The following is an 18,647-nucleotide window of genomic DNA, read 5'->3' as shown; positions in this document are numbered from 1 at the left end:
TCCGGCGTCCACAGCGTTTTATCCGCGCGGAAGCGATCCCGAGCCGCATGAGCTACGCCGGCCCGACAGAGCTGTATATCGACGGCGAGTGGACCGCGGCCGAGGGAGGAACGACGTTCCACACCGAGGACCCCGCGACGGAGGAGCCGTACGCCGAGGTCGCGGAGGCGGCCGAGGTCGACGTGGACCGCGCCGTCGCCGCCGCGGACGACGCGATGGCCCGCGACGGCGAGTGGCGGTCGCTCGACCCGCGCGAGCGCGGCGCGCGCCTTCACGCGATGGCCGACGCCATCGAGGAGCGGCAAGACGAGATCGTCGCGGTCGAGTCCCACGACAACGGGAAGACCCCGTTCGAGGCGTCGCTCGACGTCGAGATGGCGATCGAGACGTTCCGCTACTACGCCGGCTGGACCGACAAGATCGAGGGCGATCAGGTCCCCGTCCCCGGCGATCGGCTGAACTACACCGTCCGCGAGCCAGTCGGCGTCACCGCCCACGTGATCCCATGGAACTACCCGTTCCAGCTGGCCGGCCGGAGCCTCGCTCCCGCGCTCGCCTGCGGCAACACCGCGGTTCTCAAACCGTCGAGCACCACGCCCCTCTCGGCGCTCTACTACGCGGTCGCGGCGGAGGAGGCGGGCCTTCCGGACGGCGTCGTGAACGTCGTTCCCGGCCGCGGGAGCGTCGCGGGGAACCGCCTCGCCGAACACCCGGACGTGGCACACGTCGCGTTCACGGGCAGCACCGGCGTCGGGAAGGGCGTGATGGAACGCGCCGCCGCGAACGTGACCGGCGTCACGCTCGAACTCGGGGGGAAGGGGCCGAACCTCGTCTTCCCCGACGCCGACCTCGACGCCGCGGCCGCCGGCTGTCACTACGGGATCTTCATGAACGCCGGACAGATGTGTTGGGCCGGCTCCCGGCTCCTCGTTCACGAGTCGATCCACGACGAGGTCGTCGAGTGCGTCGTCGAGCGCGCCGAGTCCATCCCGCTCGGCAGCGGAATCGACGACGACGGGCGGATGGGACCGACCGTCAGCGGGAGCCAGCAGGCGGAGGTGCTGGAGTACATCGAGGCCGGCCGTGAGGAGGGCGCGACCGTCGCATGTGGCGGAGGCGTCCCGGCGGGCAAGGAGGCCGGCCACTTCGTCGAGCCGACCGTCCTCACCGACGTGACCAACGACATGACGGTCGCCCGCGAGGAGATCTTCGGGCCGGTGCTGTCGGTGATCGAGTTCGCCGACCGCGAGGAGGCGATCGAGATCGCGAACGACTCGCCGTACGGGCTCATGGCGGGGGTCTGGACGAGCGACCTGGAGACGGCTCACACCGTCGCGGACCGGCTCGACTATGGGATGGTGAGCGTCAACGAGTACCCCGTCACGCAGCCCCAAACGCCGTTCGGCGGGTTCAAGGAGAGCGGACTCGGCCGCGAGCAGGGCACCGAGGCGCTGCGCGAGTACACCCAGACGAAGAACGTCAACGTCAACCTGGAATGACATCCTCCTCGCCGTAAACGGCGAGGTTTCCTCACGCTGGGGGTACCGTTTACCGGCCCACGGAGGCAACTTGCGGGTTCGTGCGCTCCTCGTTGGAACAAGAGCGTGGTGACTCTGACCATTCGTGGTCGTTCCACTTGAGGCGCACAGGCCGTGCCATCGGCCGTGTTACCGTCGTCTGCCGCTTCAGGAACGTCTCTGACGCCGTAAGGTCCGCGTGTCCCTCGAACCCGCACAAACACGTCAGCGTGTCTCGGTGGCGCGTCGTCCGGTCGGTTGACCCGCAGTTCGGGCACTCTTGTGAGGTCCATGCTTCCGATCGCACCTCCACCGAAATACCGTACTCCTCGGCGGTACACGCGAGGCGGTCTATGAACGCCCGGAACGCCCGGAAATTGTGCGTCTTCGCGTTCGTCTCCACCGACCAGTGTGTGTCGAGTACGTCCGTCAACGCGCCGACGTACACCGTGGCGACGCCGTCCTCGTACAGGCGTTCGATGAGGTCGCGAGCGAGTGCGTCTTGAGCGTGATCGCGTCGTCGCGTTCGCCGCCGATACAGCGAGCGTATCCGGTGGCTGCTGTACCGACCGTCGTCCAAGAGCGATTGTAGCCGGGCGATCTCTCGGGTCGTCTCGCGGAACCGCTCGAACAAGTCGCGCCCCTCGTAGAGATACCGCTGGCCGGTCGTAGTCGTACAGGCGACGAGGTTGTTCGCACCAATATCCAGCGCGGCCGTTTCGTCGGCCAGTGGGTGTACCAGTCGAGAATTGTCGATAGTGACTGGCTGAAAGGCCCTGAATGTCTGTGCGTTTTCGTCGTAGAACAACTCCAACCGACCCTGCTTGTCGTACTCCGTCCAGTTGGGCTCGCCTCGGACTTCGAGCCGCAGGCGCTCTTGACGCCCAAGCCCGTACTCGTCTTTCAAGTCTTTTCCGACCAGAATTTCGAGCCGAGAGTAGTCGCCCCACTCGACCGAGTATGACGTATTGCGGATGTACGTTCTGAGTTCCCGCCCGTCTTCGGCGTTGCCCAGAAACTGGGTTTGCCGTTGGCTTTGCCCTTCTGTTGGAGCGCGAAGAACGACCGCCACGCTTCGCGGTTCTTCCGTTCGATTTGCTGAACGGTTGACGCGCCGAGCGTCCCGCCGTAGCGGCCGCGGTACTCGCTTATCTCCCACACGTCGGCGTCGGGATCGGCGTAGTTCTCGCGACGCTCGTAGTTGATTTCGTTCCAGAGAGCGGCAGAAGCGTCCAACAGGCGTCGAAGCAACTCCTCGTCCTGCTCGGACTGAGGAACCACGTCGAACGTGTTGGTCCGCTTCATCGATCACTTCAACGGGAGAGCAAAACATAAATCTATGGTTATTCATAGATCAAAGTGTGACGAACATCCACATCGAAGTGCCGGACGAGGAACAGTACGAGCGGTTGAGAGACGTGAAAAACAAGTATGGGCTAACGTGGCGCGGGATGCTTGTTCACGCGGCCGACGACTTGGATACCCAGGACTGAGCGACGTCAACGGTTATTCTACAGTTGTCGGATTCACGCCCGTCGTAAACGGCGGGACTCTCTCCTTGATTCAGGTAGGCCCGTCCCGATCGGCGCGTACCGCTCCGGGAACCTTTATCCGCCCTGCCCGCGCGTGTAGGCCCGTATGAGCCTCATCGAGAGCGCGCTCACCGACGAGCATCGGGAGATACGCGACCGGGCCGCGTCGTTCGCGACGGAGGTCGTGGAGCCGGCGGCCGACCGCATCGAACGCACCGACGAGTTCCCCCGGGAGGTGATCGAGGAGGCGGGCGATCGGGGCCTGCTCGGGATCCTCCTCCCGGAGGCGTACGGCGGCGAGGGCTCCGACTTCCTCTCGTACTGTCTCGCGATCGAGCGGATCGCCGAGGCGTCCGGCGCGGTCGCCGAGACGATCCAGGGCCACACCTTCGCCGCGCTTCCCGTCGCCGAGTTCGGCACGGACGACCAGAAGGAGCGATACCTCGAACCCATGGCGCGCGGCGAGACGGTCGGCTCGATGCTCCTGACCGAGCCCGACGCCGGCAGCTCGCCGAGCGAGCTGTCGACCGTGGCGGCCGCTGACGACGAGGGGTACCTGCTCTCCGGCGAGAAGGCGTTCGGGACGAACGCGGGCGTCGCCGACCTCCACCTCGTCGTCGCCCGGAAACGCCCCGCACCCGAGGAGGGCCACGGCGTCAGCGTCTTCCTCGTTCCCGGCACCGACGACCGGGAGGGGTTCGACTTCGAGCGCGTCGAGTACATGGGGATGCGCGGGCACGTCACCGGGGACTCGACGCTCTCCGACGTGCGCGTCGGCGACGACGCGCTGCTCGGCGAGGTCGGACGGGGGTTCCGGATCGCGATGGGCACCATCGACATGGCCCGAACCGGGCTCGGCGCGATCGGCACCGGGATCGCGCGGGCGGCCTTCGACGACGCGATCGCGTACGCGGGCGACCGCGAGCAGGGCGGCCAGCCGGTCGGGAACTACCAGGCGGTCCAGGTGCTCGTCGCGGACATGGACGCCGAACTCGACGGGGCCCGGCACCTGGTGTACGACTCCGCGAAGCGGATCGCCGACGGCGAGGGCGACACGCGGACCTCGAGCAAGGCGAAGTACGTCGCGAGCGAGGCCGCCGAGTTCGTCACGCGAAACGCGATCCAGGTCCACGGCGGGAAGGGGTACCGCACCGACCTCCCCTTGGAGCGGTACTACCGGGACGCGAAGATCCTGAGCATCATCGGCGGCACGACGGAGATACAGAAGACGACGGTCGCGGGCGAGGCGCTCGGCCTCTAGTCGGTCCCCGCTCGTTCTCGGTCCGTCCGATCGACCCTCGCCGGATCGGTCGCCCTACTCCTCGCCGGGCGCGCCCGGTTCCTTGTCGCCGAGTTCGACGCCGAGGAAGTCGGGCTCGTGGTCGCCGAGGAAGGCGTCGACGCCCTCCTTCGCCACGTCGGAGCCGAGCAGGCGGTTCTGGAGCTCCCGCTCGTGTGCGAGCGCGTCCCAGAGCGGAAGCTCGAGACCCTCGTTGACGGCCAGCTTGTTGTGGCCGACGGCCATGTGCGACTTCTCGACGATCTGCGCGGCGAGCTCGCGGGCGGCGTCCTCGACCTCGTCGGGCGGGTGGATCTCGTCGAAGATGTCCCGGTCGGTCGCCTCCTGGGGCGTGAGCGTCTCGCCGGTGATCATCATCTTCAGCGCGGTCGACCGGTCGATGTACCGCGGGAGCAGCTGTGTGCCCGCCTCGCCGGCGATGAGCCCGAGGTGGATCTCGGGCATCCCGACGTTGTAGCCGTCGTCGTCGCCGACGAACCGGAAGTCACACGCGAGCGCGAGCTCCAGGCCGCCGCCCATGCAGTGACCGTTCACCATCGCGATGAAGATCGTGTCGGTCGTCCGCATCTTCATGATGATCTCCTTGCTCGTCTGGCTCGCGTAGCCGACCTGCTTGCCGGACTCGGTCTGGAGCTCCTTGATGTCGAACCCGGTCGAGAAGAACTTCTCGCTCGCGCTGCCGAAGAGGGCGGCGCGAACCTCCTCGTCGAACCGGACCGTCTCGACCACGCGCTGTAACTCGAGCAGTACGTCGATGTTGTGCGCGTTCGCCGGCGGGCGGTCGAGACGGATGGTTCCGATGTGGTCCTCCAAGTCGGTCTGGAAGTACTCTAGATCCAGCTCGCTGAACGATTTCATACGATCCACCGATCGAATTCGTCCTATATGTATGTTCTCATTACGATCGTTCGTGAGGATCCGATAGATCCGCCGATAGCGGGCGTCTCGGCGGTTCTCTCGCCGTCGACGGTCTTTCGTTCGAGTACCCGGGCAGCCGCTTCGGCCGCCCGCCGGGCCCTACTCGGGCTGTCGTCCGTCGTACTTGATCCGCTCGAAGACGGTGTGACAGCCGTTACAGTAGTACTGCGTCTTCGAGATCTCGCTGCCGAACGCGGACTCCTTGTCGACGTCGGCCGACCCGCAGTGCGGACACTCAACGACGGTGTCTTCGGACTCGCTCATGGGTCACTCGATCGCGAACTCGGCGTTCCGTTCGCCACGGATCTGGACGAGGTCCTCCTTCCGGATCCCGCCGCCGCCGACGCGGCGTCTGGTCTCGTCCCACGCGTCGGCGTCCGGCGCGTCCCAGTCGACGTCCTCGAGCGACACGTCCGTGTCGGCGAAGAGGTCGCGGTAGTGGTCGACGAACCGCTCACGGATCCCCTCGACCGACTGGCTCGTGAACCCGGCGTCCACGAGCGGATCGGCGTCGTCGTCGAGGTTCTCGGGACCGATCAGCGCGAGCGCCGACGGGAGCGTCTCCGCCAGCGTCGACCGGAGCTTCTCCGGGCTCTCGTCGGCCAGCGTCTCGAGGCGGGCGTCGTGATACTCCAGGTGGAAGTACTCGTCCTCGCCCATCTTCGTGATCATCCCGTCCATGTCGTCGCGGTCGACGGCGTCGAGCATGTACCACGCCGCGCGGTCGACCGGGGCGATCGTGGCCATGTACTCCGTCCAGTCGCCGTCGATGGCGTCGAGACACGAGGCGTTGGCGAACTCCTCCGGGTCGCGGTCGCCCCGGAGCCAGTCGCCGTCGCGGCCCTGTGACTCCAGCTTCCGGAAGAGCTGTCGGACGTGGCCGACCTCCTCCTGGGCGGCGCTGGAGCCGCCGATGTCGTCCTCGAGCGAGGGGCCGGCGAGGCTCCACTGTGCGTAGCGGTGGCCCAACACGAGCTTCGTGTCCGTGATCGCCTGTACGTAGTCGACCGCCGCCGCGGGCCACTCGCTCATTGTGGCACCTCCCGGCGGACGTTGCCGCCCTCGACCTCGAGTAGGTCCTCCTCGCGCACGACCGCGAGGTAGTTCCAGTCCTCCTCGTCGTAGGTGTTGTACGCGTACGTCTTCGCCAGCCGGTCGCTGTGGGCGGAGACGGTGCCGAGGTGGAGCGTGTCATCCCCCTCGTTTCGCCGCCCGAACACCGCGTACTTGGTGGTTCCCGTCATAGGCTGATCCCCGAGTTCCGCATTTTCTCGCGCACCGGCTCGGTGAGCATGTCCTTCGACCACACCGGGTCCCATACCACGTCGACGTCGACTGAGTCGACGCCGTCGACCACGCGGAGACAGCTCCGGACGTCGTTCTTGATCATGTCGTAGGCCGGACAGCCCATACACGGGAAGGACATCTCCACGTCGACGTGGCCGTCATCGGCCGTCACGTCGTAGACCATCGCCATCTCGACCAGGCTCACCGGGATGTGCGGGTCCGGGATCCCGTCGAGCTCCGTCCACAGCTGCTCCTCGAAGGTCGAGGCGCCGGCTCGACGCCGCTGGACGAACTCGCTTTCGTGGGACGGTCCCGAGGCGCCGCCGGTTCGTTGTTTCGCCGACATCGTTACACCTGCACGCTCACTTCACCGGACTGGATCATGTTCACGTACTTCTCGTTGGCCGGCCCGCGGTTGCGCCAGCGGTCGATCACGTCGTCCCAGGAGATCGGCTCGTCGAAGCGCCACTCCTTGTTCTCCTGGTCGAACGCGACCGGCATGTCGTACTCGAGGACGTACTCGTCCGCCTCCTCGTCGTAGTGGGCCGGCACGTCGAGTTCGAGCTCCTCCATCAGCGGGAGCGTCCGCGAGAGCCAGTCCTGTCTGAGCTCGTCGTTCGATTTGCCCTTGATGCGGTAGTCGAGCTGCTCGGTGTTGCGCTTCTGTTCGTCGGACATGCCGAACCACTCGACGCCCATGGGGAACATCCAGTCGACGGCGTCCTGGAGCCGCCCGTGGGTCTTGTCGCTCTTGTTGGCGAGTCGACGCATCCACGTCTCGCCGTGCCGGAGGTGGAACTGCTCCTCCTTCTCGACCTTCGTCAGCGCGCGCTTCCAGGGCGCGTACGACGTGTTCTCGTAGATGTCGCCGAGAAGCACCATCCCCGCGCGGTCGAAGATGCCGTGAGCGGTCACGAGCTCCGCGAAGTTCTCGAGGTGCTGGTCGAACCCGTACGTGTTCCGGAACTCGTGGGGCTCGCGCTCGTAGATCAGCTCCTGGCGGTCCTCGCCGAGGTCCTCCAGCAGGCGGTAGGCGATGTGACCGTGGCCGAGCTCGTCCTGGACGACGCTGATACACGACGCGCGGGCGTCGATCGACGGCGCGTTCAGCGACTGGTCGTAGTAGGCGGGCGCGCTCATCAGCTCGGTGTCCCCGGAGACGAGCAGGATCCGTTTGAGGGCCTTCTTGTAGCCCTCGGTCATCTCCGCCTCGCTCTCGATCATCTTCCCGTTTTGAAGCTGCTTTTTCAACTGTTTCTCTGTGGGCATGGTCGGATCGGCTAATTACCCGTTCGGAGGCCAGCATTATAATTGTTTTCTGTATACGATTCGCGTATCGATGACGCCCTCCGAGGCCGATCCGCCGATCGCCTCTCGAGGGTCGAGTGAACCCGTCGACACGATCTTTTTTATCAGTCGGGGCCGACGGAGCGCACATGGCATACGAAGTGCGGCACGCGACGAGCGAGGACGCGGAGGAGCTGATCGAGCTCTGGCACGGGTTCACCGATCACCTCTCGGAGTACGACGACCGATACCGTCACAAGGAGAACGCGGACGAGCGCTGGATCCGCTACTTCGAGAACCAACTCGTCGACTCCAAGTACGGCACCGTCGTCGTCGCGGAGGCGGAGTCCTCCGGGGAACTGATCGGCGTCCTCGAGGCCCGCGTGATGGGCGATCACCCGATCTTCCGGCTCCAGGACCACGGCTACATCAACGGCCACTACGTCGATCCCGACCACCGCGGCCAGGGCGTCGGGAAGGCGCTCCTTGAGGCGGCCGAGGAGTGGTTCGCCGGACCCCCCCACGAGGTGGAGTTCTTCCGTATCGACGTGCTCGAGGGCGACGACGAGGCCGCGGCGCTCTACGAGGAGCTCGGCTTCGAGCCGGTCGAGCACGTCTACGAGACGTCCGCGGGGAACCGGTAGAGCGCCATGGTGGAGACGTACACGGTCGAGCTCGCCGACCGCGGGAAGACCATCGAGGTCCCGGCCGACAAGTCGGTTCTCGAGGCCGCCGAGGAGGTCGGCATCGACCTGCCCTACCAGTGTCGAATGGGCGTCTGCGGCGTCTGCTCGGCGAAGTGTGAGGGCGACGGCGAGGTCGACCAGACCGAGGGGATGTTCCTCTCGGACGGCGAGAAGGAGGAGGGCTACGTGCTGACCTGTATCGCCCGGCCCCTCTCGGATCTCAAGTTAGAGACCGACGAAAGTCCCTGAACGCGCGCCCCCGTCCGGATCCGCCTCCTTCCTCCGATCTCTCTCCTGGCAGTCCGTGCCGCCGCCAGCGATGTCGCAAGCGACGCGGTCGCGAGCCGAGCGGGAGTTCGACGATGGCTCGACGCGGACCCTGATCGGTGAATCACGAGAGTGTATACGGTATCGTATACGAAAATCGAATACGGGTCCGGCCAATTGAAGACACGCCCTTAGTCCGTGTTACGAGTCCACCATCGCCGGCGAAAGTATAACACATACTTAGTCTGTGTTATTACTGGCCGGCGAACCACGTTCCGACGAGATCCCGCCTTCGTTCCAACCCTGAGTGTCGTTCGTTCACAAACGACTCGCCTGCCGATCACGATGTATACGAAAATGTATACGGCATCCTAGGGGATGACGACCCGGAATAACGGCGTTCTCTCGTCCGAACACGGGTCGATATCGACGACCTTCTCCCTTGGTTGGACGACGTGAACCGACGGAACGCGACCGTCGATCCGAGCGGTGGGATCTCTGTATACATGTTCGTATACGTCCGGTCGGGGGGACGGAACCGCGTCGGGGGGGATGCCGTCGCTCTCCTGGCTCCTCGGCGAGACCGAAAAGCGACGAAACGGCGGCGAGACGGAACAGTGAGGAAACGACGGCGAGAAGACAGCGAAGCGGCGGCGAGACGGCAGCGAAACGGCAGCGACTATTCGCGGAGTTCCTTGCGACGGATCTTGCCGGTCTCGGTCCGGGGCAGCTCCGACACGAACTCGACCGCACGCGGGTACTTGTACGGTGCGAGCGTGTTCTTCACGTGGTTCTGGATCTCCTCCACGAGCTCGTCGTCACCGGTCACGCCGTCGGCCGTGACGACGAACGCCTTCACGATCTCGCCGCGCTGTTCGTGGGGAGCGCCCACGACGGCGACCTCGGCGACGTCCTCGTGTTCCTCCACGACCGCTTCGACCTCCGGACCGGGAATGTTGTAGCCGCTGGAGACGATGAGGTCGTCCGCGCGCGACTTGTACTCCAGCCGACCGTCCTCGCGCTGGGCGAAGATGTCGCCGGGGAACGACCAGCCGTCCTCGACCGCGTCGTCCTGTTTCTCCGGGCGGTTCCAGTACTCGATGCCCGTCGGTCCGCGGACCGCGAGCATCCCGGGCTCGCCCCGGTCGCACTCCTCGCCGGTGTCCGGGTCGATGATCTTACACTCGTAGCCCGGTACCGGGAACCCCGTCGCCGTCGGGTCGACCTCCCCCTCGTGGTGGTGGCTCACGAAGATGTGGAGCATCTCGGTGGTTCCGATCCCGTCGAGCAGTTTGATCCCGTACTCCTCGCGGAACTGCTCGAACGTCGTCGGCGTCAGCGGCTCGCCGGCGCTCATCCCGACCCGCAGCGAGGAGACGTCGTACTCCTCGGGCCCGTCCGGGAACTTCGCGAGCATCTGGTTGAACGCCGTGGGGATCGAACACAGCACCGTGATCCCGTGGTTCTCGACCGACTCGAGCAGATCGCCCGGGCTCGCGTCCTGCGTCAGGCTCGTGCTCGCGCCGAACCGCAGTGGGAACGTGACGAGATCGCCGAACCCGTACGCGAACGGGAGCGGCGGGTTGCCGCCGAACACGTCCTCCTCGGTCGGCTCGAGGCAGTACCGCGCGTACGTGTCCGCCGTCGCGAGCATCTGCCGGTGGGTGTGGATCGCGCCCTTCGGACGACCCGTCGTCCCGCTCGTGTACAGCATCAACGCCAGGTCGTCGCGCTCGGTGTCCGCGGCCTCGAGCTCCGGACTCGCCGCGTCCGTCAGCTCGTCGTAACCGTGGTGGTCGTGTTCGATCCCGTTCCGTTCCGCGACGACGACGTCCTCAACGGTGTCCAGATCGGGCAGCGCCTCGTCCACCTCGTCCAGGAGGTCGTCGTAGACGACGATCGTGGTCGCCTCGGCATTGTTGACGATGTACCGCAGCTCCTTGGCGCGGAGCAGCTTCATCGACGGCATGGCGACGCCGCCGATCTTCTGGACCGCGAGACACGTGATCAGCGGCTCGGGCCGGTTCGGGAACCGGACCAGGACCCGGTCGCCCGACTCGACGCCGAGGTCCCGAAGGGCGTTGCCCATGCGGTTCACCCGCTCTTGAAGCTCCTCGTAGGTTATCGTCTCGTCCTCGAAGTGGACGGCGACGTTGTCCCCCCGTCCCTCGCGGACGTGCCGATCGACGAGCTGGTCGGTCGTGTTGACGTGCTTGGGATAGTGCGCCTCGGGGAGGGTGTACACGTAGTCCGGCGAGTCCGATTCGTCTGGCAGGTACTCCGTCGGGACGTTGGACTGCATCTGTGAGTCTATCCTCACGATCTTATATGGAACACTTAACGGTTGCTATCGCGTCACATCGTGTTCGAACCGCGTTCCGGGCGATCCCGATTCGCGGGACTTCGACGTGCGTGGTCGGCCCGCTTTCCCCGGGGTTCGGCCGGCCGCGTTCAGGTCCAGAACCCGTCGGGGTCGAACGTCCGGATCAGCTCGAGCTCCTCGTCGGTCGGTTCAGGCGTCGTCGTCACCGGTCCCTCGCCGATCTCGGGTGCGGTTCGAACGGTCCACGGGAAGTCCGCGAGCATCGCCTCGCGGTCGACGCCGGGATGGACGCTCCGGAGGAACAGCTCGCCGTCGGCGAACCCGAAGGTCGCCTTCGAGGTAACGAGCGCGTCCGGACCCCCGCCCGGTGCCGGGTGGTTCCCGCGCCCCGAGCCGTCGTCGGCGTGGCCCGGACTGGTGACGTAGTTCACCTCCTCGACGAACCGGCGGGACTCGTGTGGCATCAGGAGGACGGTCCGTCCGGCCATACAGGCGATGTCGCAGGCGCCGCCGCTACCGGGAAGCCGGATCTCCTCGTCTCCGGCCCGGACTCGCGTCGTGTTCAGGTTGCCGTATCGGTCGACCTCCGCCCCGCCGAGGAACCCCACGTCGACGTCCCCGCGCTGGAGCCGGCTCATGATGTCGATCATCCCGGTCGTCGAGACCGCGTGGTTCAGGTTCGGAAGGTCACACATCGTGTGGATGAACCCGTCCGCCGGGCCGTCCCGCACCACGCCGCTCTCGTAGACCGCCATCGAGTCGGGAGCGTGCGTGCTGACGGCGAGCTGGAAGGCGATGAGCGGGAGACGCATCCCCACGAACGCGGTGTCGCCGTCCTCGATCTCGGCGGCCGCCGCGCTCACCATCAGCTCCCGGGGCGCGTACGTCTCACTGGCCATAGCGCACCTCCGCGGCGACCGTCGGCTCGGTTATCGACAGGTCCGCGTCCACCAGTCCCATGTATTCCTCGCGGTCTTCGACCCCGTACACCCACTCGCCGGCCCACTCGTCGAAGGCCGCCTGGGTGTCAGTCGCGCCGTGATAGCGGAGGTAGTACTCGTTGTCGCGGTTGTAGTGGCCGGCGACCGGCGAGGGGTGAGCCCCCCACGGGCACTCCACCACCGCCGACACCTGCTCCCTGGTGATCGCGGTCCGGCTCGGGTCGCTGTGGATCACCGCCGGTTCGACGACCTCCTCGGCGGTCACGAGCACGTTCTCGGCCGCGCCGACCGCCGGGTCGACGATCCCGGTGTTCCCCCAGAGGTGAACGTCGCCCTCGGGGCTGGCCCGCTGGGCGTGGACGATCGTCCAGTCCGGTTCGATCGCCGGGACCAACGCGACCTCCTCGCCGCCGAACGGGTCGGTCCCACGCTCGAACAGGTCGCTCTCGGCGAAGACGTCGCTTCCGAGGAGCGACCTGGTGGGGAGGTACGGAACGCCGAGCGCGCCGGCCCGGAGCGCGAGCGCGACGCTGAAGTTCGAGTGGTTCTCGACGTCGATCCCGTCGTTCTCGACGGCCTCGCGGAACCGGTAGCCGGTACCCGCGCTGACGTTGCCGACCCACGCCGCCCGGACCCGCGAGACCGCGCCGCAGCCGATAAGCTGGTCGAAGAGGAGGTCGCTTATCGGACCGATCAGGGTGAGGTCGTCGGTCCCCTGTCGGACGAGTTCGTGTCCCGCCGCGAACGGGATCGCGTGTTCGAGCGCGAGACCGGTCGCGACGGAGCTCCCCGACGGGATCCGCGACACTGCGTCGGAGAGCGTCTCCGAGGGTTCTGTTGACATGTGATCCCTCCTCCACGATCGTTTCATATAAATCCTATCAGTATCGAACCGTCAGAAGCGATCATCTGTAACGAAAAATATAAACGTAACTTCGACGAGGGTGAGGACATGTCTCACGATTCAGGGACCAGTACGGGCAGTCGGGAACCGACGAACCGATCGGCGTCGACGACGTCGCGCCGCCGCTTCCTCGCCGGCAGTGCCGCGGTAGGGGCGACAGCGCTCGCCGGCTGTGCCGGTGACGGCGGCGACGACACTCTCACGGTCGGCCACGTCCTGCCGACCTCGGGGACGTACGCGCTGCTCGGCGAGAGCATCATGAACGGCTTCGACCTCTACCTCGAACAGAACGACGGTCAACTGGGCGGCTACGAGGTCGAGACCGTCCAGCGCGACACGAGCGGTGACACCGACACGGGCGTGTCGATCACCCGGGAGTTCCTCGTCGAGGAGGGCGTCGACGCCCTGGTCGGTCCCGTGTCGAGCGCGGTGGCGATCGCGATGATGCAGACCGTCCAACAGGAGTCGAGCGCCATCTGGCTCAACGCCAACGCCGGCGACTACCGCGTCACCCAGGACGGCTGTATGGACCTCCACTTCCGGACCTCGTTCAACGACTGGCAGACCTCCGCCCCGCTGGCCCAGTGGGTGTACGACAACGTCGCCGACAACGTCGCGTTGTCGTACGCCGACTACGCGTTCGGGCAGAACTCGAAGACCTTCTTCCAGGAGGCGTTCGAGGAGGTCGGCGGCGAGGTCGTCGACGAGGTCGCCGCTCCGCTCGGGACGGAGGACTACTCGCCGTTCCTCGGCGACATCGAGGACAGCGGCGCGGACGCCGTCTTCTCCTTCTTTGCCGGCGGCGACGCGGTCAACTACATCACCCAGTTCAGCGACTTCGGGCTCGACGAGAACCTCACACAAACGGGGAGCGGCTTCCTGCTCTCGGAGGACACCCTGCCCGCACAGGGGGAGGCGGCGCTGGGGAAGTACTCGCTTCTCCACTACACCGCGACGAAGGAGACCGACCGCAACCAGACGTTCGTCTCGAACTACAGCGGGGAGTTCGACCGCCAGCCGAACGTCTACGCCTGCCAGGGGTACGACTCGGCCCAGGCGCTCGACGTCGCCGCCAGCAACGCCGACTCGACCGACGCGTCCGACCTCGCCGCGGCGCTCTCGGGCGCGGAACTCGACAGCCCGCGCGGGGAGTTCAGCTTCGACCCCGGCACGAACGAGCCGCTCCAGAGCATGGACGTCCGGGAGGTCGTCGAGGGCGACGACGGGGTGGAAAACGAGGTCGTCGCCACCATCGACGACATCGAGCTCCCCGATTGGGGCTGCTCGCTCTAGATCGATGGAAGGACCATGGAATCGGGACGGCGACCCGACCGCGTCCGCACACGGGGGCGATCCCTGATGCTCGCCGAGTTCTCGAGCGTCCTCAGGGCGACCATGCTCGGCGTCCAGCTCGGCATGACGCTCGCGCTCGTCGCGGCCGGACTGACGCTGATCTTCGGCATGCTCGACGTGATCAACTTCGCGCACGGCTCGCTGTACATGATCGGCGGATACCTCGGCGTCACCGTCGCCTCGCAGTTCGGGAGCTTCTGGCTGGCGCTTCTGATCGCGCCGCTCGCGGTCGGCGTCGTCGGCGCGGCCATCGAGGTGTTCGGCCTCCGCGCGCTGTACGGCCGGAACCCGCTGTATCACATCCTGTTGACGTTCGGGATCGCCATCATGGTCCAGGGGCTGGTCGTCGAGATCTGGGGCGGCCAGTCGCTTCGGATCGAGGCCCCGGAGATGCTCTCGGGAACGGTCTCGGTCGGTCCGGTCCAGTACCCGGTCTACTGGCTGTTCGTGCTCGCGATCAGCACGGTCCTCATCGCCGCCGTCTGGCTGATGATCGACCGGAGCGACCTCGGGATCCTGATGCGTGCGAGCGCACACGACACCGAGATGGTCGACGCGCTGGGGATCGACGTCTCGAAGGTGTTCACCGGCGTCTTCGTCTTCGGCGCGATCCTCGCGGGAATCGCGGGCGTTCTCCTGGGAGCGTCCCGGTCCGTCAGCCCGGGCATGGGATTCGGCGTGATCATCGAGGCGTTCGTGATCGTCGTCATCGGCGGCCTCGGTAGCTTCAAGGGCGCGGTGTACGGCGCGCTGTTGGTCGGGCTCGTCACCGCCTACGGGGCGCTCATCGCGCCGTCGGTCACGGACATCTTCCTCTTCGCCATGATGGCCGTCGTCCTGATGGTCAGACCGAACGGACTCTTCGGCGCCACGGAGGCCGCATAATGGGGCTGCTCGATGCCTTCGACCCGCGCGAGGCGTCCCCGACTACCGACGGGATCCTCACGAACCGCGGGCGCTTCGGGATCCTCGCGCTGATCGCCGCACTCGCGGTTCTCGGGCCCATCGCCGCGTCCGTCCGGCCCTTCTGGCTGTACCTACTCGTCCAGATCCTGGCGTTCGCGCTGTTGGCGCTCAGCCTCGACTTCGTGTTCGGCTACGCCGGCCTGCTGTCGTTCGGCCACGCGGCGATGTTCGGCGCGGGCGGCTACGCGGTCGCGCTGTTGGTCACCCACGTCACCCCCAACGCGCTCGTCGTGTTGCCCGCGGCGGTCCTCACCGGCGTGGTCGTGGCCGCCTTCATCGGCTGGTTCAGCGTCCGGGCGCGGGGGATCTACTTCGCCATGTTGACGCTGGCGTTCGCACAGATCTTCTACGTCGCCGCCTTCGCGGACCTGCCGGCGTCGATTCTCGGCGTCGAGACGATCACCGGCGGCGACAACGGGCTCGTCGGGCTCGCGGCGCTCGAGGCCTTCGGCGTCGTCGACCTCTCCAGCCGGTTGAACTACTACTTCCTCACGCTCGCGCTGGTCGCGCTCTCGCTTCTGGCGATCGTGCGGATCGCGAACTCCCCGTTCGGCCGCGTGCTCCAGGGGGTCCGCGAGAACGAGGACCGAATGGCGTTCATCGGCTACGACGTCGAGCGCTACAAGGTGATCGGCTTCGCGATAAGCGGAGGGTTCGCCGGGCTTGCCGGCGGACTGTACGTCCCCTTCCAGAGCCTCGCACAGCCGCAGCTGCTCCACTGGACGCTGAGCGGAGAGCTCGTCGTGATGCTGCTCCTCGGCGGTCTCGGCACGCTGTGGGGGCCGATGCTCGGTGCCGGCGTCGTGATACTGCTCGAAGAACAGCTCAGCGGGTTCGCGGCCTGGGAGGTGATCCTCGGGGCCGTCTTCGTCGTCGTCGTCGTCTTCGCCCCGCAGGGGCTCGCGGGCGTGCTGGTCTCCCTGCGGGACGACCCGAAGGACGCGCTCGGGAACGTCCGTGACGCGCTGGCGAACTACCGCGAGAAGGTTCTGAAATGACGGGGAACCCATCACACGGAGGGGACCGGCGATGAGCGAGCCGCTCCTCCGAACGGACTCGGTGACGAAACGGTTCGGCAAACTGACCGCCGTCAGCGACGTGTCGCTGTCGATCCCGGAGGGCGGGATCAGCTCGATCATCGGCCCGAACGGCGCAGGAAAGACCACGCTGTTCAACCTCTTCACCGGCAAGCACGCCCCGACCGAGGGGTCGATCGAGTTCCGCGGCGACCCGATCGGCGGGCTCGAGCCACACGAGATCGTCGGGCGGGGGATCGTCAGGTCCTTCCAGATCACGAACTTCTTCGCGGAGCTGTCGGCGCTCGAGAACGTCCGGCTGGCGACGCAGGCCGACCGGACGGGGTTCGCTCCCGACGACTTCCTCGCACACCACGCCTCGCTCTCGGAGGCGACCGACGAGGCGGAGGCCGTGTTGGAGCGGATCGGCCTGCTCGACGTCGCCGACCGGACGGCGGCGAACCTGGCGTACGGACAGCGCCGGCACCTCGAGATCGGGATCGCGCTCGCGACCGGTCCGGACCTCCTGCTCATGGACGAGCCGACCGCCGGGATGGGACCGGAACAGACGGACGCGACCGTCTCGCTCATCGAGAACATCGCCGAGGACGCGACGGTCGTCCTCATCGAACACGACATGGAGATAGTGATGAACGTCTCGGAACGGATCGCGGTGATGAACAACGGCGAACTGATCGCCCGCGGAACGCCCGACGAGATCAGTCGAAACGAGGCGGTTCAGCGCGCCTACCTGGGGGGTGAGTGAGATGTCGGAGCTGCTCTCCGTCGACGGGATAGACACCTACTACGGCGAGAGCCACGTCCTCTTCGACGTGTCGATGTCGGTCGATTCGGGGGAGGTCGTCGCCCTCGTCGGCCGCAACGGGGCCGGGAAGACGACCACGCTTCGGAGCGTGATGTGTCTCACCCCCGCCGCCGAGGGGACGATCGAGATGGACGGCGAGGAGATACAGGACCTGGACCCGCACGACGTGCGACGACGCGGGATCTCGTGGGTCCCCGAGGAGCGACGAGTGTTCGGCGGGCTGACGGTCGCCGAGAACCTTCGGCTCGCCGCCCGCGGCGGTGAGGACGACCGAACGACGCAGATCGAACGCGTCTACGAGAGGTTCCCCCGGCTCGACGAGCGCCGCGACCAGCACGCGGGCACGATGAGCGGCGGCGAACAGCAGATGCTCGCCATCGCCCGCGCGCTCGTCGGCCCCGAGACCGATCTGTTGCTCCTCGACGAGCCGAGCGAGGGACTCGCGCCCCAGATCGTCGAGGACGTGGCCGACATCATCAGGGAGCTCAACGACGAGGGGGTCACGGTCCTCCTCGTCGAGCAGAACGCCGAGATGGCGCTCGGGCTGGCCGACCGTGCGTACGTCATCGAGACGGGCGAGGTGGTCCACGAGTCGCCCGCGGACGAGCTGTTGAACGACCGCGAGGCGATGGAGACCTATCTGGGGGTGCGGTGACGATGTCGCTCGACGACTACGAGTTCGAGACGGTCGACGTCGACGTCGAGGACGGCGTCGCCACGATCCGCCTCTCGAACCCCCCGGTGAACGCGATCAGCCAGGAGATGCGCGCGGACCTCGCGGAGGCGGTCGCCGTCCTCGACGAGGAGTCGGTCCGTGCCGGGGTCGTCGCCGGCGACGGCGACGTGTTCTCGGTCGGGGCCGACGTCGGCCTCTTCGAGACGGCCCGCGAGTGGACCACCGCCGAGTTCCGGACGAACTCCCGCGTGCTCGGCCGCGCGTTCGAGCGGATCGAGACGACGGAGACGCCAGTGCTCGCCGCAGTCGAGGGCACCTGCGTCGGCGGGGGGCTCGAGCTCGCGCTGGCGTGTGACGTCCGTATCGCGGCCCCCGACGCCACGCTCGGGTTTCCGGAGCACAACATCGGGCTCATCCCCGGACTCGGCGGGTGCTCGCGGTTCGTCCAGCTCGTGGGTCCCGGGCGGGCCAAGGACCTGATATTCAGCGGCGAGCTGATCGACGGCCAGCGCGCCCACGACGTCGGGCTCGTCGAGCGCGTCGAGGCGGATCCCGAGGACGCCGCCCGCGAGTACGCCGCGGACCTGGCCGACGGCCCCACGCAGGCGATCGGCCTGACGAAACGCGTGATAAACGAGGCCCGCGACAGCGACCTGCGGACGGCGGGGGTTCTGGAGTCGCTCGCCCAGAGCACGCTCCTGCGGACGGCCGACCACGAGGAGGGCGTCGATGCCTTCCGCGAGGACCGCGACCCGGAGTTCTCGGGAGAGTGAGCGTCGGGGCGGACGGTCCGCTCGCACCACTCGCCCCTCCGTACCGTTCACGTAATCCACCTTCCGCCGCATCGT

General features: G+C 66.8%; 20 protein-coding genes and 1 pseudogene. 11 read left to right on the top strand and 10 right to left on the bottom strand.

Annotation, left to right across the window (positions count from 1 at the left end; all coding sequences use genetic code 11):
* Positions 1-47: 47 nt before the first annotated feature.
* Positions 48-1,499, top strand: coding sequence for an aldehyde dehydrogenase family protein (locus EAO78_RS07045; protein ID WP_122105152.1), 1,452 nt, complete (start codon positions 48-50; stop codon positions 1,497-1,499).
* 49 nt (positions 1,500-1,548) lie between these two features.
* Here the strand turns inward: EAO78_RS07045 and EAO78_RS07040 are convergent.
* Positions 1,549-2,822: pseudogene (locus EAO78_RS07040) on the bottom strand (RNA-guided endonuclease InsQ/TnpB family protein).
* Between the two features lie 56 nt (positions 2,823-2,878).
* On the opposite strand from EAO78_RS07040, the gene EAO78_RS18600 reads away from it, so the two are divergent.
* Entirely contained in the window at positions 2,879-3,010 is a 132-nt protein-coding gene (locus EAO78_RS18600; protein WP_275263148.1) for a hypothetical protein, read from the top strand.
* Between the two features lie 145 nt (positions 3,011-3,155).
* Complete coding sequence (locus tag EAO78_RS07035) at positions 3,156-4,310, top strand: acyl-CoA dehydrogenase family protein (protein WP_122105151.1); 1,155 nt, start codon at positions 3,156-3,158, stop codon at positions 4,308-4,310.
* A 54-nt stretch (positions 4,311-4,364) separates the two neighbouring features.
* Here the strand turns inward: EAO78_RS07035 and EAO78_RS07030 are convergent, their stop codons facing one another.
* From EAO78_RS07030 to EAO78_RS07010, 6 genes are all read right to left on the bottom strand, one after another.
* Complete coding sequence (locus EAO78_RS07030; protein ID WP_122105150.1) at positions 4,365-5,207, bottom strand: enoyl-CoA hydratase/isomerase family protein; 843 nt, start codon at positions 5,205-5,207, stop codon at positions 4,365-4,367.
* A 159-nt stretch (positions 5,208-5,366) separates the two neighbouring features.
* Positions 5,367-5,531 (bottom strand): PaaD-like zinc ribbon domain-containing protein, encoded by a 165-nt coding sequence (locus EAO78_RS18125; RefSeq protein WP_203227846.1) that lies wholly within the window; start codon positions 5,529-5,531, stop codon positions 5,367-5,369.
* Positions 5,532-5,534: 3 nt separating this feature from the next.
* Positions 5,535-6,299: a Phenylacetic acid catabolic protein gene (locus EAO78_RS07025; RefSeq protein ID WP_122105149.1), complete on the bottom strand. Its 765-nt coding sequence runs from the start codon at positions 6,297-6,299 to the stop codon at positions 5,535-5,537.
* Entirely contained in the window at positions 6,296-6,511 is a 216-nt protein-coding gene (locus tag EAO78_RS07020) for a phenylacetic acid degradation PaaB family protein (protein ID WP_122105148.1), read from the bottom strand. Before EAO78_RS07020 ends, EAO78_RS07025 begins: the two co-directional genes overlap by 4 nt.
* Positions 6,508-6,900: a metal-sulfur cluster assembly factor gene (locus EAO78_RS07015; RefSeq protein ID WP_122105147.1), complete on the bottom strand. Its 393-nt coding sequence runs from the start codon at positions 6,898-6,900 to the stop codon at positions 6,508-6,510. Before EAO78_RS07015 ends, EAO78_RS07020 begins: the two co-directional genes overlap by 4 nt.
* 2 nt (positions 6,901-6,902) lie before the next feature.
* Positions 6,903-7,823 carry a Phenylacetic acid catabolic protein gene (locus EAO78_RS07010; protein ID WP_122105146.1) on the bottom strand — a complete coding sequence of 307 codons (921 nt, stop codon included), beginning with the start codon at positions 7,821-7,823 and terminating at the stop codon, positions 6,903-6,905.
* Positions 7,824-7,990: 167 nt separating this feature from the next.
* Between EAO78_RS07010 and EAO78_RS07005 the strand changes: the two genes are divergently transcribed.
* Positions 7,991-8,485: a GNAT family N-acetyltransferase gene (locus EAO78_RS07005; protein ID WP_122105145.1), complete on the top strand. Its 495-nt coding sequence runs from the start codon at positions 7,991-7,993 to the stop codon at positions 8,483-8,485.
* 6 nt (positions 8,486-8,491) lie between these two features.
* Complete coding sequence (locus EAO78_RS07000) at positions 8,492-8,776, top strand: 2Fe-2S iron-sulfur cluster-binding protein (protein ID WP_122105144.1); 285 nt, start codon at positions 8,492-8,494, stop codon at positions 8,774-8,776.
* 697 nt (positions 8,777-9,473) lie between these two features.
* Here the strand turns inward: EAO78_RS07000 and EAO78_RS06995 are convergent.
* The 3 genes from EAO78_RS06995 to EAO78_RS06985 form a co-directional block, all read right to left on the bottom strand.
* Positions 9,474-11,096, bottom strand: a complete 1,623-nt coding sequence (locus tag EAO78_RS06995; RefSeq protein ID WP_122105143.1) for an acyl-CoA synthetase — start codon at positions 11,094-11,096, stop codon at positions 9,474-9,476.
* Between the two features lie 149 nt (positions 11,097-11,245).
* The gene (locus tag EAO78_RS06990; RefSeq protein ID WP_122105142.1) at positions 11,246-12,016 is read right to left on the bottom strand and encodes a CoA-transferase subunit beta; all 771 of its coding nucleotides are present in this window, start codon (positions 12,014-12,016) and stop codon (positions 11,246-11,248) included.
* Positions 12,006-12,902: a CoA transferase subunit A gene (locus EAO78_RS06985; protein ID WP_122105141.1), complete on the bottom strand. Its 897-nt coding sequence runs from the start codon at positions 12,900-12,902 to the stop codon at positions 12,006-12,008. Before EAO78_RS06985 ends, EAO78_RS06990 begins: the two co-directional genes overlap by 11 nt.
* Before the next feature lie 108 nt (positions 12,903-13,010).
* On the opposite strand from EAO78_RS06985, the gene EAO78_RS06980 reads away from it, so the two are divergent.
* The 6 genes from EAO78_RS06980 to EAO78_RS06955 all read left to right on the top strand — a co-directional run bounded on the left by EAO78_RS06980 (position 13,011) and on the right by EAO78_RS06955 (position 18,572).
* Positions 13,011-14,255: an ABC transporter substrate-binding protein gene (locus tag EAO78_RS06980; RefSeq protein ID WP_122105140.1), complete on the top strand. Its 1,245-nt coding sequence runs from the start codon at positions 13,011-13,013 to the stop codon at positions 14,253-14,255.
* Positions 14,256-14,321: 66 nt separating this feature from the next.
* Entirely contained in the window at positions 14,322-15,200 is an 879-nt protein-coding gene (locus tag EAO78_RS06975) for a branched-chain amino acid ABC transporter permease (protein ID WP_122105139.1), read from the top strand.
* Positions 15,200-16,279, top strand: a complete 1,080-nt coding sequence (locus EAO78_RS06970) for a branched-chain amino acid ABC transporter permease (RefSeq protein WP_122105138.1) — start codon at positions 15,200-15,202, stop codon at positions 16,277-16,279. The genes EAO78_RS06975 and EAO78_RS06970 overlap by 1 nt, the downstream gene beginning before the upstream one ends.
* 31 nt (positions 16,280-16,310) lie before the next feature.
* Positions 16,311-17,063 (top strand): ABC transporter ATP-binding protein, encoded by a 753-nt coding sequence (locus EAO78_RS06965; protein ID WP_122105137.1) that lies wholly within the window; start codon positions 16,311-16,313, stop codon positions 17,061-17,063.
* A 1-nt stretch (position 17,064) separates the two neighbouring features.
* Complete coding sequence (locus EAO78_RS06960; RefSeq protein ID WP_122105136.1) at positions 17,065-17,778, top strand: ABC transporter ATP-binding protein; 714 nt, start codon at positions 17,065-17,067, stop codon at positions 17,776-17,778.
* A gap of 2 nt (positions 17,779-17,780) precedes the next feature.
* A complete protein-coding gene (locus EAO78_RS06955; RefSeq protein WP_122105135.1) occupies positions 17,781-18,572 on the top strand; it encodes an enoyl-CoA hydratase/isomerase family protein in 792 nt (263 codons plus the stop codon).
* Positions 18,573-18,647: the final 75 nt, after the last annotated feature.

Source organism: Halobellus captivus (genome assembly GCF_003697845.1).
GTDB lineage: Archaea > Halobacteriota > Halobacteria > Halobacteriales > Haloferacaceae > Halorubrum > Halorubrum glutamatedens.
Note: the sequence above shows the minus strand (reverse complement) of the source record. Positions and strands in the feature narration are given on the sequence as shown.

Coding starts and splice junctions, on each gene's coding strand:
- EAO78_RS06960 (WP_122105136.1), top strand. CDS start 17,065: ATGTCGGAGCTGCTCTCCGTCGACGGGATAGACACCTACTACGGCGAG.
- EAO78_RS06985 (WP_122105141.1), bottom strand. CDS start 12,902: ATGTCAACAGAACCCTCGGAGACGCTCTCCGACGCAGTGTCGCGGATC.
- EAO78_RS07045 (WP_122105152.1), top strand. CDS start 48: ATGAGCTACGCCGGCCCGACAGAGCTGTATATCGACGGCGAGTGGACC.
- EAO78_RS07000 (WP_122105144.1), top strand. CDS start 8,492: ATGGTGGAGACGTACACGGTCGAGCTCGCCGACCGCGGGAAGACCATC.
- EAO78_RS07025 (WP_122105149.1), bottom strand. CDS start 6,299: ATGAGCGAGTGGCCCGCGGCGGCGGTCGACTACGTACAGGCGATCACG.
- EAO78_RS06975 (WP_122105139.1), top strand. CDS start 14,322: ATGCTCGCCGAGTTCTCGAGCGTCCTCAGGGCGACCATGCTCGGCGTC.
- EAO78_RS06980 (WP_122105140.1), top strand. CDS start 13,011: ATGTCTCACGATTCAGGGACCAGTACGGGCAGTCGGGAACCGACGAAC.
- EAO78_RS07010 (WP_122105146.1), bottom strand. CDS start 7,823: ATGCCCACAGAGAAACAGTTGAAAAAGCAGCTTCAAAACGGGAAGATG.
- EAO78_RS06990 (WP_122105142.1), bottom strand. CDS start 12,016: ATGGCCAGTGAGACGTACGCGCCCCGGGAGCTGATGGTGAGCGCGGCG.
- EAO78_RS07035 (WP_122105151.1), top strand. CDS start 3,156: ATGAGCCTCATCGAGAGCGCGCTCACCGACGAGCATCGGGAGATACGC.
- EAO78_RS18125 (WP_203227846.1), bottom strand. CDS start 5,531: ATGAGCGAGTCCGAAGACACCGTCGTTGAGTGTCCGCACTGCGGGTCG.
- EAO78_RS07030 (WP_122105150.1), bottom strand. CDS start 5,207: ATGAAATCGTTCAGCGAGCTGGATCTAGAGTACTTCCAGACCGACTTG.
- EAO78_RS06995 (WP_122105143.1), bottom strand. CDS start 11,096: ATGCAGTCCAACGTCCCGACGGAGTACCTGCCAGACGAATCGGACTCG.
- EAO78_RS07005 (WP_122105145.1), top strand. CDS start 7,991: ATGGCATACGAAGTGCGGCACGCGACGAGCGAGGACGCGGAGGAGCTG.
- EAO78_RS06970 (WP_122105138.1), top strand. CDS start 15,200: ATGGGGCTGCTCGATGCCTTCGACCCGCGCGAGGCGTCCCCGACTACC.
- EAO78_RS07020 (WP_122105148.1), bottom strand. CDS start 6,511: ATGACGGGAACCACCAAGTACGCGGTGTTCGGGCGGCGAAACGAGGGG.
- EAO78_RS06955 (WP_122105135.1), top strand. CDS start 17,781: ATGTCGCTCGACGACTACGAGTTCGAGACGGTCGACGTCGACGTCGAG.
- EAO78_RS06965 (WP_122105137.1), top strand. CDS start 16,311: ATGAGCGAGCCGCTCCTCCGAACGGACTCGGTGACGAAACGGTTCGGC.
- EAO78_RS07015 (WP_122105147.1), bottom strand. CDS start 6,900: ATGTCGGCGAAACAACGAACCGGCGGCGCCTCGGGACCGTCCCACGAA.